General features: G+C 64.3%; 20 protein-coding genes and 1 pseudogene. 10 read left to right on the plus strand and 11 right to left on the minus strand.

Annotated features, from left to right (window positions below; translation table 11 throughout):
* Positions 1–20: 20 nt before the first annotated feature.
* From BcanWU425_RS31220 to BcanWU425_RS31235, 4 genes are all read left to right on the plus strand, one after another.
* Positions 21–230: a hypothetical protein gene (locus BcanWU425_RS31220; RefSeq protein ID WP_018455654.1), complete on the plus strand. Its 210-nt coding sequence runs from the start codon at positions 21–23 to the stop codon at positions 228–230.
* Between the two features lie 120 nt (positions 231–350).
* Complete coding sequence (locus BcanWU425_RS31225) at positions 351–530, plus strand: hypothetical protein (protein ID WP_018455655.1); 180 nt, start codon at positions 351–353, stop codon at positions 528–530.
* 240 nt (positions 531–770) lie between these two features.
* Entirely contained in the window at positions 771–1,004 is a 234-nt protein-coding gene (locus BcanWU425_RS31230) for a hypothetical protein (protein ID WP_204513728.1), read from the plus strand.
* Positions 1,005–1,108: 104 nt separating this feature from the next.
* A complete protein-coding gene (locus BcanWU425_RS31235) occupies positions 1,109–1,405 on the plus strand; it encodes a hypothetical protein (RefSeq protein ID WP_026232997.1) in 297 nt (98 codons plus the stop codon).
* Between the two features lie 72 nt (positions 1,406–1,477).
* On the opposite strand, the gene BcanWU425_RS31240 is transcribed toward BcanWU425_RS31235, so the two are convergent.
* From BcanWU425_RS31240 to BcanWU425_RS31260, 5 genes are all read right to left on the minus strand, one after another.
* On the minus strand, positions 1,478–1,768 hold the full coding sequence (locus tag BcanWU425_RS31240) for a hypothetical protein (RefSeq protein ID WP_018455658.1): 291 nt from the start codon (positions 1,766–1,768) through the stop codon (positions 1,478–1,480).
* Positions 1,769–1,935: 167 nt separating this feature from the next.
* On the minus strand, positions 1,936–2,427 hold the full coding sequence (locus BcanWU425_RS31245) for an Hsp20/alpha crystallin family protein (RefSeq protein WP_018455659.1): 492 nt from the start codon (positions 2,425–2,427) through the stop codon (positions 1,936–1,938).
* A gap of 365 nt (positions 2,428–2,792) precedes the next feature.
* Complete coding sequence (gene rpoH / locus BcanWU425_RS31250; RefSeq protein ID WP_204513727.1) at positions 2,793–3,665, minus strand: RNA polymerase sigma factor RpoH; 873 nt, start codon at positions 3,663–3,665, stop codon at positions 2,793–2,795.
* A gap of 25 nt (positions 3,666–3,690) precedes the next feature.
* A complete protein-coding gene (locus BcanWU425_RS31255) occupies positions 3,691–3,873 on the minus strand; it encodes a hypothetical protein (RefSeq protein WP_018455661.1) in 183 nt (60 codons plus the stop codon).
* Positions 3,874–3,992: 119 nt separating this feature from the next.
* Positions 3,993–4,544 (minus strand): TetR/AcrR family transcriptional regulator, encoded by a 552-nt coding sequence (locus tag BcanWU425_RS31260; protein ID WP_204513726.1) that lies wholly within the window; start codon positions 4,542–4,544, stop codon positions 3,993–3,995.
* Positions 4,545–4,659: 115 nt separating this feature from the next.
* On the opposite strand from BcanWU425_RS31260, the gene BcanWU425_RS31265 reads away from it, so the two are divergent.
* The 3 genes from BcanWU425_RS31265 (at position 4,660) to BcanWU425_RS31275 (ending at position 7,612) form a co-directional block, all read left to right on the plus strand.
* Entirely contained in the window at positions 4,660–5,517 is an 858-nt protein-coding gene (locus BcanWU425_RS31265) for an oxidoreductase (RefSeq protein WP_204513725.1), read from the plus strand.
* Between the two features lie 47 nt (positions 5,518–5,564).
* On the plus strand, positions 5,565–6,566 hold the full coding sequence (locus BcanWU425_RS31270; protein WP_204513724.1) for an NADP-dependent oxidoreductase: 1,002 nt from the start codon (positions 5,565–5,567) through the stop codon (positions 6,564–6,566).
* A gap of 302 nt (positions 6,567–6,868) precedes the next feature.
* Entirely contained in the window at positions 6,869–7,612 is a 744-nt protein-coding gene (locus BcanWU425_RS31275; protein WP_231188857.1) for an enoyl-CoA hydratase-related protein, read from the plus strand.
* Between the two features lie 15 nt (positions 7,613–7,627).
* Here BcanWU425_RS31275 and BcanWU425_RS31280 read toward each other — a convergent pair.
* The 6 genes and pseudogenes from BcanWU425_RS31280 to BcanWU425_RS31305 form a co-directional block, all read right to left on the minus strand.
* Positions 7,628–8,424, minus strand: a pseudogene (locus tag BcanWU425_RS31280) (adenylate/guanylate cyclase domain-containing protein).
* A gap of 133 nt (positions 8,425–8,557) precedes the next feature.
* Entirely contained in the window at positions 8,558–9,742 is a 1,185-nt protein-coding gene (locus BcanWU425_RS31285) for an adenylate/guanylate cyclase domain-containing protein (RefSeq protein ID WP_231188858.1), read from the minus strand.
* Positions 9,743–9,891: 149 nt separating this feature from the next.
* Positions 9,892–10,473 carry a HutD/Ves family protein gene (locus tag BcanWU425_RS31290; protein WP_204513722.1) on the minus strand — a complete coding sequence of 194 codons (582 nt, stop codon included), beginning with the start codon at positions 10,471–10,473 and terminating at the stop codon, positions 9,892–9,894.
* A gap of 73 nt (positions 10,474–10,546) precedes the next feature.
* Positions 10,547–11,395 (minus strand): SDR family NAD(P)-dependent oxidoreductase, encoded by an 849-nt coding sequence (locus tag BcanWU425_RS31295; RefSeq protein WP_085350339.1) that lies wholly within the window; start codon positions 11,393–11,395, stop codon positions 10,547–10,549.
* Positions 11,396–11,404: 9 nt separating this feature from the next.
* Positions 11,405–11,956, minus strand: coding sequence for a carboxymuconolactone decarboxylase family protein (locus BcanWU425_RS31300; protein WP_085384392.1), 552 nt, complete (start codon positions 11,954–11,956; stop codon positions 11,405–11,407).
* Positions 11,934–12,635 (minus strand): TetR/AcrR family transcriptional regulator, encoded by a 702-nt coding sequence (locus tag BcanWU425_RS31305; protein WP_085350338.1) that lies wholly within the window; start codon positions 12,633–12,635, stop codon positions 11,934–11,936. The genes BcanWU425_RS31300 and BcanWU425_RS31305 overlap by 23 nt, the downstream gene beginning before the upstream one ends.
* A gap of 118 nt (positions 12,636–12,753) precedes the next feature.
* On the opposite strand from BcanWU425_RS31305, the gene BcanWU425_RS31310 reads away from it, so the two are divergent.
* The 3 genes from BcanWU425_RS31310 (at position 12,754) to BcanWU425_RS31320 (ending at position 15,219) form a co-directional block, all read left to right on the plus strand.
* On the plus strand, positions 12,754–13,743 hold the full coding sequence (locus tag BcanWU425_RS31310) for a Bug family tripartite tricarboxylate transporter substrate binding protein (protein WP_231188860.1): 990 nt from the start codon (positions 12,754–12,756) through the stop codon (positions 13,741–13,743).
* A gap of 25 nt (positions 13,744–13,768) precedes the next feature.
* Positions 13,769–14,305 carry a VOC family protein gene (locus BcanWU425_RS31315; protein WP_231188862.1) on the plus strand — a complete coding sequence of 179 codons (537 nt, stop codon included), beginning with the start codon at positions 13,769–13,771 and terminating at the stop codon, positions 14,303–14,305.
* A 101-nt stretch (positions 14,306–14,406) separates the two neighbouring features.
* Positions 14,407–15,219 (plus strand): class I SAM-dependent methyltransferase, encoded by an 813-nt coding sequence (locus BcanWU425_RS31320; protein ID WP_204513720.1) that lies wholly within the window; start codon positions 14,407–14,409, stop codon positions 15,217–15,219.
* The last annotated feature ends 5 nt before the right edge of the window (positions 15,220–15,224 follow it).

The following is a 15,224-nucleotide window of genomic DNA, read 5'->3' on the forward strand; positions in this document are numbered from 1 at the left end:
TCTTTTAGAGGGAGGTGCAGATGACCAAGACCGACACGGAGGGCGTAAAGACCGGGACACCGCCGACGGGTTCGGCGGCGCTCAACCCCGGGGATGAAGCCGCACCGGGGACGATGGGCACCGGCGAAGATGTGTGTCCGGATTGCCATGGCAAGGGGCGGATCGACGGCGCGCCCTGCGCGACGTGCGGCGGCAGCGGGACCGTGATCCGGGCCGTCGGCGGGGCCTGAGCAAAGCGCGGGCCGCGCGGCGCTTGCGCCAGGCTGTGGCTTTCGATTGCGCCTTCATTGTTCCAGCAACGAACGGCCCTCGCCCGTGTTTTCCGGATGTGAGACACAATGAGGCGCGCCATGACCAAAGATGCCGGACTGAAGCCCGACGATTTCCCCATCGAAGCCGACAAGGACAAGCTCAGGACCCACAAGGGCGAGCCGGTGGCCTCGGCCGAGTCGGAGAAGATCGCGGATCAGATCGCCGAACGGCTGAACGAGCATGCCCACCAGGAAGAGCAGGATCGTTGGTCGGCCTAGGGCCATCGCCTTGCCGCCACCCATCCGGAAAGAGCAACGGATAGTTTGTAGGACCGAGCTCGCAGGAACGACGTCGTTGGAACGACCTGGGGCCGTTGCGTATTGGGCCGCGCCGGGTCCTTGCGATTCCGGCAATGGCGGCCTCGGCTCGAAGCCCCGCCCCCGGGCCACAGGCCGGGGCCGCCTGACGGGGGATCGGCCCGGCATCTCAGGCCGTCTTGGAGGACTGCGCGAGAGACCATGGAGGCGCCCACACCAGGGATGCAAAACCCGCTTCGACAGGCGCGGCTCTACGGCTACCTGATCGAACGCGAGGGCGCGCTGTTTCATCCCGGCGGCAGCCACCCGCTGTGCAGCGCGGGCATGACGCGACGCATGATCGAGGCGGGCTGGCTGGTGAAAACGGGCGACCGCTACGAGTTGACGCCGCAAGCGCAGGAACGGATCGCTCCGCGCGCGATGAGCTCGGGATGACTCATCGTCGCTTGTCGCGGGATTTCCGCTCCCGCCCAGGAACAGGTGCGTGCCGAGATCTTTGCCTCGCATGGCATGTGACGAGGTCAAGCACAGGAGCGGACATGAAAAAACTGGTTCTCGCAGGGCTCGTTGCGGCTCTCGCATTCCCCTCTTCCGCATTCGCGCAAGGCGGCGCGGGTGCGTCCAGGACCGGGTCGAGCATCGACTCCTCAGGCACCGGCGGCACGACGGGAGCGGGAGCCTCCGGCCTCAACACGTCATCGGACAACAATGGCGGCGGCGCGAACGCACCGGCCAAGTCCTCCACGACCCGGCCAGGCGACAACGACACCAGGCAAACCCAGGGCGGTCAGCAGGCCATGCCGGGCTCAGGCTCGACGGGAGCGAACCGCAAATAGACGCGGCGCGACGCGCATCCAGTGGATGACCCTCACGCAAAAGGCCCGGATGATGGTCCGGGCCTTGTCTCGTCACCACCAGGGATCCCAATAGGGCGGTGGAGCGTAGGCGTAAGGCACATAATAGGCCCGCCGCACGACGCGCGGTCCATAATAGCCGTAGGGCGGGCCATAGAAGCGCGGGCCATAATAGGCATCGGCCGCCAGCCCCGCCGCAAGCGCACCGGCAACAAGACCGAAGCCGATGCCGGGACCGCCCCAATGGCCGTGCCAGCCGCCGCGCCAGCCATGGGCTTCCGCCGGCGAGGCCGCCGCCACGAACAGGGCCGAGATCATCGTCAGGACTAAAGCAAGTTTCTTCATGTGCGACTCCCAGAACTTGGAAACCGACCGCAAAACGCCAGACCGGAATTGAAGTTTCCGAGCGTTCCGGAAAATTTTGCAGCGAGCCGACGGACGCAAATGCGGCCGCCGGCCGGACGCGGGCGGGAGCGGCGGCTCCCGCCCACGGCCATGCTTACACATGGTGCTTACTTGCCTTTGATCGCGATGCGCCTCACCTTCTGTTGTGCCGCCGGTGACTTCGGCAGGGTGACGGTGAGAACGCCGTTGTTGAAGGAAGCCGCGACATTGTCCTGGTCGACGTCATCGACCGGAATGCGCCGCTCGAAACGGCCATAGTAACGCTCGCTGAAGAGACGCTCCTTGTCTTCCGTTTCGCTCTTCTTCTCGCCGCTGATCGTCAGCACGCCGTTTGCAAGCTCGACGTTGACGTCCTTCTGTTCGAGACCGGGAAGCTCGGCGACGACCTTTACTTCCTTGTCGCTCTCGTCGAGTTCGACGTTCGGCCAGCCCATTGCGGTCGAGGAGCCGAACGGACTGAGATCAAAGCTGCGGAAGGCGTCGTCGAACAGCCGGTTCATCTCACGATGAAGCGCAAGCAGCGGGTTGCCGGCTTCGCCGCGTTGAACGGCCATGTTGCGTGAGCCGTTGTTCCACGGAATGAGATCGCGTAGTGCCATTGTCGTTTCTCCTTATCTCCTGTCTTGATTGTCGATTGGCGCAGCTCGGCGCGCGGCGAGGGCCACGCACGCGCTGCAAAGCCCGGACGATCAACTCGTCAGGCCGCCTGCTTGTGCTCGATTTCGGGTCGGCATTGCCGGCAGCATCGATCGCGATGCGACGCGGCGGAACGGCGGTCGAAACCGATGGTCGAACGCCAGAGGGGAGACATATCGTCGGTTCTCATAACCACATCCTCCTGTGAGCAACATGGATTAAGAGCATCACCGGGGCGAGCCCCGATGGCCTTGCCGGACCCTGCTTTGGCGTCCGGCACCGCACTCGCATGCGGCTGCCAAAAGAATTAGGAGGCGCCGATTTGGTTTCAAGAGCCGGCTGCCAGGCGTCCGCCGATAGCAGCCCGAACCTTTTCGAACGCGCGCATTTCGATCTGCCGCACCCGCTCGCGTGAAACGCCATATCGTGCGGCGAGTTGCTCAAGCCTCAGCGGCGGCTCGGAGAGCCAGCGTGCCTCGAGAATGTCGCGCTCGCGCGGCTTGAGGACGCCCATGGCGCCGGCGAGGGCTTCACGCCTCCGTCTGGTTTCTTCCTGCTCGGCGTACGCGGCTTCAGGACTGGACGCGGGGTCGACGAGCCAGTCCTGGACTTCGCCGCCGTCGGCGTCGCGCACCAAGGCATTGAGCGACAGGTCGCCGCCGAGGCGCCGGTTCATCTCGATGACGTCGTTCTCCTGCACGCCGAGCCGCCGCGCGATCCGGCTGGCGTGCTCGGGGCGGAGATCACCATCCTCCAGGGCGGAAATTTCCGCCTTGGTCCGGCGAAGCTTGAAGAACAGCTTCTTCTGCGCCCCGCTGTTGGCAATCCTGACCAGCGACCAGGACCGCAGGATGTATTCCTGGATCGACGCCTTGATCCACCACATCGCGTAGGTCGCGAGCCGAAAGCCGCGCTCCGGCTCGAAGCGCTTGACGGCGTGCATCAGGCCGACGTTTCCTTCGGAAATGATGTCCGCAACCGGCAGGCCGTAGCCGCGATATCCCATCGCAATCCTGGCAACGAGCCGCAGATGGCTTGTGACGAGATGATAGGCTGCCTCGCGGTCGCCGTGCTCGCGCCATCGCTTGGCGTAGGCGATTTCCTGATCGGGCCGCAGCATCGGAAACTTGCGAATTTCCGCCAGGTAATGTGTCAATCCGCCCTCAGACGACAGCATCGGAACAGTTGCAGTGCTTCCCATTGCCCACCTCTTCGAGTTGGTCTGCTTACGCTCCAAAATCGACATGACAAAAAATGGTTTCGGCCGACGATGTAACGACCGGTGGGGCCGGCGCGTGAGTTTGCGGCGGCTCTGGCCGGGTCACGAGATAGAGCTCGCCCGCCACCAACAGGAGGGCAGCGACGGCCAGGGCCAACATGCCGAGCACCAGATCGCTGTAGTCATCCATGCGCGTTCGAAAGTATGTCGATGTCGAAGATCGGCAGCCATCGCTTTTGGCTGTCCGCGACGTCGAACGTCGTCACCGGAATTTTGTTCCGGACTTCGGCGGCCCGCCGGGACGCGGCCTCACCCCGCCAGCGAATTCCTCGTCGCGCGAAGAATATCGTCCGACAGCTTGGGATCGTCCACGGCGCGGGCAAGCACGAGGGCTCCCACCATGGAGGCGGCGGCGGCGAGCGCCTTGTCCTCGCGCTGGCGTGGCTTCAGATCGGTGGCCATTCGGCTGCTCAGCAAGCCGATCACGCCGCGCACGCCGGCGGTGAAACGCTGCTTTAGGCCGCTGCTTTGACGTGACACTTCACAGGCGAGCGCAGCGAAGGGGCAGCCGGCGGCGGGATCGTCGCGATGCCCCGGCGAGAGATAGTGCGAAACATAGTCCTCGAGCTCGAAGGCCTCGGGGAATTCCTGACCCTTGGCGTCGATCGCATGGGCCACCGCCTCCTCGACCAGCCGCTCCTTGGAGCCGAACTGGCTGTAGAGGCTGCCGTGCGTCATCCCGGCCGCCTCGGCGAGTGCGTCGACACCGACGCCGGCGATGCCGCGCTCCCGCAGCAGGCGCGAGGCAGTCTCGAGAATATGCTCGCGATTTTTGGCGGCCTGTTCCTTTGAGACGCGCATGGGACCGATCCTTAGAGGCGGGGCTTGACTTTTATAATTACGATCGTCATGTATATCAATAGTTACGATCGTAATCAAACGATTTCAGGCCCGGTAGTGGCGTCGGAGAGGCATTATGAACAGGATTACACCGAAGATCGCGCTAGTGACCGGCGCCTCCTCAGGCATCGGCCAGGCGACGGCGGAGCGACTCGCGAACGCCGGCTACAAGGTGTTCGGCACCAGCAGGCGGGGCGCGCAGGCGGGCAAGCAGGCGTTCGAGATGCTGGCTCTCGACGTCACCAGCGATGCATCGGTGGAAGCCGCTGTCGGCGAAGTGATCCGGCGCGAGGGTCGCATCGACCTGCTCGTCAACAACGCCGGCTTCGGCGTTGCCCCTGCCGGCGCGGAAGAGAGCTCGATGGAGCAGGCGCGCGCGATTTTCGAGACGAACTTCTTCGGCCTGATCCGGATGACGCGCGCCGTCGTGCCGCACATGCGGCGCCATGGAAGCGGCCGCATCATCAATATCGGCTCAGTGCTCGGCTTTCTGCCGATGCCTTACGGCGCGCTCTATGCCGCGACCAAGCACGCCGTGGCAGGCTATTCGGAATCGCTCGACCATGAACTGCGCACGCGGGGCATCCGGGTCTCCGTAGTCGAGCCCGCCTACACCAAGACGCCGTTCGACGCGAACTTCATGGAGCCCGACGCCACGCTCGACGAATATCGCGAGGCGCGCGCCGGCGTGACCAAGCGGGTGAACGAGGTGATGGCGACGGCCGAACAGCCCGGCGTCGTGGCCGATGCCGTGCTGAAGGCCGCGAGCGCGGTGCGCCCGCAACTCAAATACGCGGCCGGCAGCCTTGCGAAGCGCCTGCGATTTCTGCGCCGGTTCGCGCCCGCAGCCCTGGTGGATGCCGGAATCCGAAAGGATTTGCGGCTGGATGCGACGGCGGCGCTGCAGCCCGCCCGCACCGCGCGGGCTTTCTGAGGGCCGCAATCTTGCCAGTGCGAAGAACCTTCGGACCGAGAGAAAAAATGAGAGCCCTCGTGTTCAAGCGCTACGGCAAGCCGGACCAGATCGCGTTGGCCGATATCCCGCGGCCGACGCCGAAGCCGAACGAAATCCTGGTCCAGGTTCATGCCGCGGGGTTGAACCCGATCGACAACATGATTCCGAAGGGAACGTTCAAGCCGATCCTGAAGTTTGAACTGCCGGCCACGCTGGGCAGCGACCTGGCGGGCGTCGTCGTCGAGGTCGGAAGCCGCGTGACCCGCTTCAAGCCGGGCGACGCCGTCTTCGCCAGCATCTTTGATCTCAGCACAGGCGCTCTCGCCGAATTCGCGACCGTGCCGGAGGATGCCGCCGCGCTCAAGCCGCCGAACCTGGACTTCGTGCACGCGGCCTCGATCCCGATGGTCGGCCTGACATCGTGGCAAGCTCTTAGGGAGCGCATACGTCTCAAACCCGGCCAGAAAGTCTTCATCCCCGCCGGCGCCGGCGGGATCGGCACGTTCGCGATCCAGCTCGCGAAATATTTCGGCGCCAAAGTGGGGACGACGACCAGCACTGGAAATATCGATCTGGTGCGCAGCCTCGGGGCTGACGAGGTGATCGACTACAAGACCCAGCAATTCGAGGAAGTGCTGCGGGACTACGACGCGGTGCTGGGCACGCTCAGGGGCGATGCGGTCGAGACATCGCTTCGGATCCTGAAGCGGGGGAGCAGGATTGCCTCGCTGGTCGGGCCGCCGGACGCCGCGTTCGCGCGCGACCGCGGGATGAACGTCGTCATGGTGTTCCTGTTCGGATGGCTGAGCCGCAAGATCATTCGCCGCGCCGGCAAGATCGGCGCGGAGTATTCGTTCGTGTTCGTGCACCCGGACGGCAGGCAACTCGCCGAGATCGGCGAGCTTCTCAAGGCGGAGCGTATCCGGCCGGTGATCGACAAGGTCTTTCCGTTCGAACAGGCGAAAGACGCGCTGGCCTATCTCGAAAAGGGACGAGCCAGGGGGAAAATCGTCGTCCAGATGAGATGAGGGCGTGGATCCGCCCCGCGCGCAATCGCCTCAGTCCCCACCCCGCCACCGCTCCGGCACGCTCTTGAGCCCACACCCTCGTTCATCGTCGTTTCGAAAACGCAGATGCGTTTTCCGATACGCACGATCGCCCATGTCGGGCCTGATGCAATCTTCTGCATGATACCACATCATCGCTGCAGCGCTCTCATCAGCACGGGAAGACAGAATCCATGATGTCACAATCTGACGAGTCCGCGCCGATGGCGGACATTCCGTACGGTGAGCGGACGAAGATCACCATCGAGCGCAAAGGCCACATCGTGCTGATCGGCATCAACCGGCCTGGCATCGACAATCGGCTGGACCCGGAGGCGACAGAGAGCCTGGCGAGAGCCTACTACCAGTACGATCGAGATCCCTCGCTGCGTGCAGCGGTTCTGTTCGGCTACGGCGAACGCTTCTCCAGAGGTGTCGATGTCGACGCCTACAAGGCATTTGCTCAATCGGGAAAGACGATGATGGAGGGACCCGGCTTCATCGACCCTCTCGGGCGGACCAAACCGGCGCTCACCAAGCCGCTGATTGTCGCGGTGCATGGCGATACCTGGAATATGGCGCACGAAATCTTCCTCGTTGCGGACATCCGCATAGCATCGGAAGACACGGATTTCGGCCAGGACGAGAACACGCACGGCCGCTTTCCCGGCGGCGGCTCAACCGTTCGCTTCCCACGAGAAGCCGGCTGGGGAAATGCCATGCGGTTCATTCTGACGCGCGATCATTGGGATGCGAACGAAGCGCTCCGGATGGGAACGGTTCAGGAGGTGGCAACAAACCGCGACGCCGCTCGCGCGAAGGCCGTCGAGATCGCCGAGAAGATCGCCGCATGCGCTCCCCTCGGCATCAAGACCTCGATTGCGTCCTCGCACCTTGCGCTCGAAGACCCCGAGGCCGCGCTTGCCCAACTTGGCGACCAATATCGTGCGCTGCTCACGACCAGGGACTTCCAGGAAGGGCGGGATGCCGAGGCACAGAAGCGTCCACCCGTTTACGAAGGACGGTGAGAGCTTCACCCACTCTCACCCCTCCACTCTATAGAGTCTCCATTTTTCCGGCACGCCCTTGAGCCGGTGAATGCCGTGATCTTTCAGGTTGATCGCCGACTGCGACGCCATCAGCTCCTTCACCGCGCTCGACACCAGCACCTCGCCGGCGCTCGCCTTTGCGGCGACGCGGGTGCCGATGTGGAAGGCCAGGCCGACCGCCTCAGTGCCGCTCACGGTGTATTCGCCGGCATGCAGGCCGACCCTGATCTCGAGGCCGAGCGTACGCACGGGCTTCTGGATCGCGGTCGCGCAATTGATTCCGGCGGCCGGCGTCTTGAACGTCGCCAGCACGCCGTCGCCCGTCGTCGTGACTTCCTTGCCGCGCGAGCTCTTCAGCTCCTTGCGGACCGCCGCGTAATAATGGCCCATGATCTTGGTCCAGCGGACATCGCCGAGCTTTGCGGCTTTTGCGGTGGAGCCGACGATATCGACGATCAGGATCGTGGCAAGCGCCCGCTTGAGCTCGGTGTTGCCTGCGGCCGGTCGGCGCCGGAGCACGATCGCGCCGGTCAGCGGTTCATAGCGATGATTGCGGCGCCGCGCGATCGCGGCCTTGGCGTAATCCTGGGCACGCTGCGCGCTGCCGCAGCGAATTGTCTCTGCTGCGGCAGACGCGTCCAGTAGACCTTTCGTCCGTCACCCGCGCCCTGGACTTCCACGGCGCCCCATTTCAGGAGGATCGCCGTGCCAACGCGCCGGACACACCACGCCTTCGACGTGTAACCCGATACGTTCGACTGATGGATTCCGATGCGGAGGAATTTTGGCATGTACTGCGGCCGATCGATGACACGCTTGGACGAAACGCTTGGTTGCGCTTCGCACCGAGCGTAGTCACACAATCCTGCGTTGGCAACAGGACTCGATGATCGCCCGCTGCTTAGCCGGGGGCCTCCGTCATCTTCAAAACGCAAAAAGCTCGATCGGATCGCTGAAGCCGCGCACCTCATATTTTCCGACATGCTCCAGCTCGAACTCTCGCTCGACCAGCTCGGCAAAGTCGCGTGACAGCAACACTTTCTTTCCCAATTGCTTGGTCAAGGCTTCGAGGCGTGAGGCCATGTTGACGGCGGGACCGATCACGGTGAAGTCGAGCCGGGTGGACGATCCGATATTGCCGTACATGACGTCGCCGACATGGACGCCGATGCCGTAGTTCAGCGGCGCTCGGCCGGTGCCGTCGTTGCGCGCGTTCAACGCGATCATGGCCTGCCTGGCTTCGGTCACGGCATGCAGCAGGTTTGCGCAGGCCTTGGGCTCGCTCAGCGGAAAGATGGCGAGCAGGCCGTCACCGATGAATTTCAGGATCTCGCCGCCATGCCGCGCGATCGGCTCCGACATCGCGTCGAAATAATCGTTGAGCAGATCGATGACGTCGTCGCGCGGCCAATTGTCGGAAATCTTGGTGAAGTCGCGCAGATCGCAGATCATGATCGCGGCGCGCACCGTCGTACCGGTACCGCGCCGCGTGGCGCCGGCCAGGATGAGCTCGCCGGCATGGGAGCCGACATAGGTCTCGAGCAGCGTTCGCGCCAATCGATTCTTAACGCGGATCTCGCTGACCAGCGCCAGCACAGGCAACAAGTTCTTGAGGGCAGCGACATGGGTGTCGTCGAAGCCGCCGGGCCGGTTGGTCGCGAAGGTGACGAGATGGCGCTTGCCGAGCGTATGATAGAGCGGCCAAGCCACATAGTCGGTGAGGCCCTGCGCGCGCATCTCGCGGTAGAGCGCGTGCTTGCGGCCGAGCGCTGGGTCCTGCTCGAGATTTTCGCGCAACTCGGTCGCGCCGTCGAACATTTCGTTGGCGGGACTGCCGATATATTCAGACCGCTCGCGGACGTCATGGTCGACCCGTGCAATCTCTGCCTCGCGCATGCCCTCGGCCCACATGAAGCGGGCGCCCAGCCATTGCGGGTGCTGGATCAGCACGTGAAGGGTTGAGCGCGCCAGCGGAATGCCGGCCTGCTGAAGCCGGATGCACATCTCGGCAAAGATATTGTCGATAAAGCGCTGGTCGCGCGTGCCGTTGATCAACCAGTCGACGACGCCGTCGGACAGCGTGGCGGATTTGTTCTCTGGCGCGGTCATATCTGCCCGTTCATATCGTGGCCGCCCATATCGTGCTTTGGCTTTTGGGCGGCGGCTGCATCAGGGCAGATATCGTGCTCCGGCGCGACGGCGTCAACCTAGCCAGTTGCACGGATTGTGCGCATCGCTCTGGTGGGCTGGAACGCCGTTCAGCCGACGATCTGGATAGAGCCCAGCACGGCCAGCCCCGAGACGAGCGCAAGCGTCGATGCCCCCGTCAGTTCGACTTTCAAGGTGTTTTCGTGCGAAATCGAAAAATCCGTGCCTTCGAGACGGATAGTGCAGTCGCCGCGCGCCGCATAAATTAGATGCGTGCCGGCGGACAATCGCCGCTCACCGTGCTCCTTAAGCGCTTCGAGCTCAAGCGCGACCGCACCGCGCCGGCCCATCAAATTCACCACCTCGACTCGCCCTTCCTCGAGCCGGGTCACGATCTCGAGCTCGCCGGTGAAGCGCACCGTCGTGAACGGCTCGCGCTCGTCGAATTCCTCGGTGGGCGACTTCAGCACCAGCCCGCGTCCGCCGACCACCATCTGCAGGCGGTCGATGCCGGGCATATGGGAGAATGGCCCCGGCGCCACAATCGGCGTGGTCGCGAAGCGCCAGAGCAGGCTGTCCCAATCCTTCACGGATTCAGCGCGATGGGCATCCGCAATATCGGTGAAGATGCCGCCGCCGTTCTTCCAGGGCGAGCGGGCGTAGTCTTCGGATTTCAGCAGTGTGGTTTTCATGCCTTTGAGGCTTATCAGATGAGCAGGCCCTGCGAAACTGTCGCGTCGAGCCGCAGCCTGTTACGGATCGACGTCACATCCCGCTCAGGCCGCTATCGACCGCGAGCGTTTGCGCGGTGACGTAGACGCTCTCGTCCGAGAGGAAGAACAGCACGGCATAGGCGATTTCCCAGGCGGTGGCCTGGCGGCCGAACGGGACGTGACCCTTGCCGCGCGAGGGGCGGCCGGCGCCGGCCTCGCGACCGTTCGGCGTGTCGACGAGACCGGGATAGACGAGGTTGGCGCGGATGCCGCGGCGCGATCCGAGATGGGCGATGTTGCGCATGAGGCCGCCGAGCGCGGCTTTCGAGGAATCATACACCGCCATCTGCGAGCCGGCCTTCAGAGCGGCGATGGAGGAGATGAAGACGATCGATCCGCCGTTGCCGAATTTCGGCAGGCCCGCGCGGCAGCACAGCATCGGACCGCGAACGTTGACGTCGTAGATCGCATTCCACTCCTCGGGGCTGACGGCGTCGAGGCCGACCTTGCCGAAGGTGCCGATGTTGAGGACCATGCCGTCGAGCCCGCCCATGGCGCGATGTGCTTCCTCGATCATGCGCTGGACGTCGGATTCAGAGGTGACATCGGCCGTGATGGCAAAGCCCTCGCCGCCTTCGTCGGTGATGTGCTTGACGGTCTGCTGCGCGGAGGTGTGGTTGAGATCGGCGACTGCGACCTTCGCGCCCTCGCGCGCGCAAAGAATGCTCATGGCGCGGCCGTTGCCGATCGGATCGGTGGCGGCGTCGAACACACGCTGGCCACCGCCGACGATCAGGATGCGACGCCTCTCAAGGCGTCCCCTGCCCGGCGCTTCGCCCAGCGATTCCGCGCTCGGCGGGAGAACATAGCGCTCCGGCCTGGTCTCGGAATTCTCACGCATGCGCGCCGCCTATCTCTTGCCGCTGTCGTAGACCTTCATGCCGGCTGCCGGGTCGAGATCGGTCTCGGTCGCCTCGGTGACACGCGCCATCATCATGTAGAAGCCGAGCGCGACGATGGATTCGACGATCTCCTGGTCGCTGAAATGCGCGCGCATGGCGGCGAAGATCAGCTCGGGAACGCGAACGTGCTCGACCACTTCGCGGCCGAATTTCAGCAGCGCGCGCTCGGCCTCGCTCAGGCCGGCGGCATCGTAGTCGGCCCGCTCGACCGCATCGATCTGTGCTTGCGTGCAGCCGATTCCGAGCGCGATCGGCACGTGCTGGCGCCATTCATAGGCACCGCCTTCGAGCTGGGCGGCCTGAAGGATCAGGAGCTCGCGATGGACCGCACTGAGCTTCTGCTTGTGCAGGATCGAATTGCCGAGCCGCATCGCCGGGATCATGTTGGCCTCGGCATGGGCCATCATGCGGAAAATATTCAGCTTGACCGGCATGCGGTCGAACGAGGCGCGGATGTCGCCGCTCGTCGTCTCCGGATCAATCAGGGGCAGCCTTGCCACGAGTCTCTCCCTTGGCTTTTCGTTTCTTTTTGTCCTGTGTCCCGCCATCCGCCGCGATCAGCGACAGGAAGAAGGCGAGATAGCAGTCGATCGCCTCGATCACCTTCGGCCGCGGCGACGGTGCCGCGCCCATCACGTAATGCTCGAGACGGATGTAGATCAGCCCGGCCGCGAACAGCCGCGCGGTCTCGCGTGGGTCCGGCGTCGAGACGAGACCGGCGAGCGCAAAGCCGCGGAAATAATCCGTCATCATGCTCTGCTCGCGCGCATAGAAATGATCGGCGAATTTGGCGCGGATGCCGGGCACGCGGTTGCGCTCGGCGGTGATCACTTTCTGGAACTGGTGCTCGCGCGGATCGGACCATTGCTCGACGAGATCCAGTGCAAACTGGCGGCAGAACGCGGCGGGCTGGCGCGCGAGCTGCTTGTAGCGCGGCTCTTCCAGCCGGCTCGCCGAGCTGGCCGGGCCGTGCTCGCTGACGATCGCCTCGAGGATCGCGGCCTTGCCGGCGAAGTGATTGTAGAGGCTGCTCTCGCGAATGCCGACGCGACGCGCGAGCTCGCGCATCGAGGCGCCGCCATAGCCGCTCTGCGCGAACAGATCGAGCGCCTCGGCGAGAATGCGCGCGCGGGTCGTGGGCGCAGCCGCTTCCGCCGCGCTGGTGGTGTGGACAGCCATGCGGGCTTGACTAACGAACGATCGTTCGCTAGTCAACCGCCGGCACGGTCGCTCGTTCGGTCTTGCGCTTCAACTCCGCTCTCAAAAGAAGCGGAGAGCAATCTGGGGAGATCAGGTCATGGCGCGCTTCGTCCATTTTCGTCTGCTGCGCGCCGCAACTTTGTCATTGGTCATAACGTTCTCGGCAATGCTGCCTGCGCGGGCCGAGGATCCGGCCGCCTATCCCACGCACAAGATCAGGATGCTGCTGCCTTATGCGGCCGGTGGCGGCGGCGACGTGATCGGACGACTGCTCGGCGACAGGATGGGCAAGACGCTCGGACAGAGCGTCTATATCGAGAACCACACCGGGGCTGCCGGCACGCTCGGCACCCAGATGGTCGCGGCGTCGGCGAATGACGGCTACACCATCACCGTAGGCGGCATGACCACGCATGTGCTGGCGCCGGCGATCTATCCGAAACTGCCTTACGATTCGATCAAGGATTTCACCACGATCGGGCGCATCGGCACGTCCTCGATCATGCTGGTGGCGACCAAGGATTTTGCCGCCAACGACATCAAGGGCCTGATCGCGCTGGCCAGGAAGGGCGAGCCGATCCAGTACGGAAGCTGGGGCGTCGGCTCGACCGGACAGTTCTGCGCGGAAATCCTGATGCAGCAGACCGGAATCAAGATGGACCACGTGCCGTTCAACGGCATCGCCAAACTGGCCGGCGATCTGCTCGGCGGCCACATCTCGCTGGCGACACTCGACATGGCGACCGCGACGCCGCTGGTGAAGGACGGCTCGATCAAGGCGCTGGCCGCCTGCGGCGAACGCTCGCCGAGCCTGCCGGATGTCGCAAGCTACAAGGAACAAGGCGTGCCGTTCGACCGCAGCCTGTCCTGGGCGATGTATGCGCCTGCGGGGCTTGCCGAACCGATCGCAAGAAAGCTGTCCGCGGCGCTGAAGGACGCGCTCGCCGATGCCGACGTGAAGGAGAAGCTGCTGGGGCTTGGCATCACGCCGCAATTCGTGCCGGGCGACGAGCAGCGTGACATCAACGCCAGCGACATCGCGGCCTGGAAGCAGGTTGCCAAGGACGCGGGCATTGAACTGAAGTGATCAAGCTGACAAGAGGAGCGCGGGCATGAGCCGCATCTTCGGCGCGGTACGCCAGAACGGTTATGTGGTGCGGGACATCCACTCCGCGATGAAGCACTGGATCGAGGTGATGGGCGTCGGTCCCTGGTACTACATGGACCGCGTCAAGACCGACTGGTTTTGCCATCGCGGCGAAAACTCCGCCGTCGAGATGAGCATCGCGCTGGCCAATTCCGGCGATCTCCAGATCGAGCTGATCCAGCAGCGCAACGACGCGCCCTCGCTGTACAGGGAGTTCCTCGAGTCCGGCCACGAAGGCCTTCAGCACATGTCCTACTGGAGCCACGACTACCAGGCGCTCTACGACAGGGCGCTCGGGCTCGGCTACAGGATCGGCCACGAGGGCCAGATCGGCGGCGACAAGGGGCGCTTTGCCTATTTCGACACCCAGGCCCATCCAGGCACCGTGATCGAGATCTCCGACATCAGCGGCACCAAGGGGCCGTTCTTCGAGAAGGTCCGGCAGGCGGCTTTGAGCTGGGACGGCACGCGGCCGATCCACGAGGTCGGAGGGGGCCGATGACGCTGGCCGGCAGGAACCGGCCGGGTTCACCGCGCTGCTGGCGCGGTAGACGGCAATCCATGGTAACGTGAGCCTCGTCTCCGAACTTCAGCGAGGCAAGCATGTCCAACACCGACAAGGTTTTCGCCGGCTCGATCCCGAAGCTTTACGACGAATATCTGGTGCCGATGATCTTCGCCGTTTACGCCGACGACATCGCAAGACGTGTCGCGGCCCGGTCTCCCTCCGTGCTGCTCGAGATCGCGGCAGGCACCGGCGCCGTGACGCGCGCGGTGGCGGCGGCGCTGCCGCGCGGTGTCCGTTATGTCGCCACCGACCTCAACGAGCCGATGCTCGCCGTCGCGGCGCAGCGTCAGGCAGACGACGATCGAATCTCGTGGCGCCAGGCCGACGGCTCGGCCCTGCCCTTCGACGATGCAGCCTTCGACGTGGTCTGCTGCCAGTTCGGCGCCATGTTCTTTCCGGACCGCGTGAAGGCCTACGGGGAAGTGAAGCGCGTCCTCAACGGCAATGGCACGTTCGTGTTCAACGTCTGGGATCGCATCGAGGACAATGTGCTGACGCATGAAGCGACCGTCGCGCTCGAAAAGCTGTTTCCCGACGACCCGCCTCGTTTCATGGCCCGGACGCCGCACGGCTATCACGACAAGGCCGTCATCAGAACCGACCTCGAACGCGCAGGCTTCCGTGACATATCGATCGAAACGCGAGCTGAAATAAGCCGGGCCCCGTCGCCCGAGCACGTCGCGATCGCGCTCTGCCAGGGCACGCCGCTGCGCAGCGAGATCGAGGCGCGCGATGCCAGCAAGCTTCAGGCTGCGACCGACATCGTTGCCGAGACGATCCGAACGCGCCATGGGTCCGGACCGATCGAGGGCAAGATCCAGGCTATCGTGATCGAGGCGCGGCGATAGTGGCG

This window comes from Bradyrhizobium sp. WU425 (assembly GCF_021052305.1).
Lineage (GTDB): Bacteria > Pseudomonadota > Alphaproteobacteria > Rhizobiales > Xanthobacteraceae > Bradyrhizobium > Bradyrhizobium canariense_D.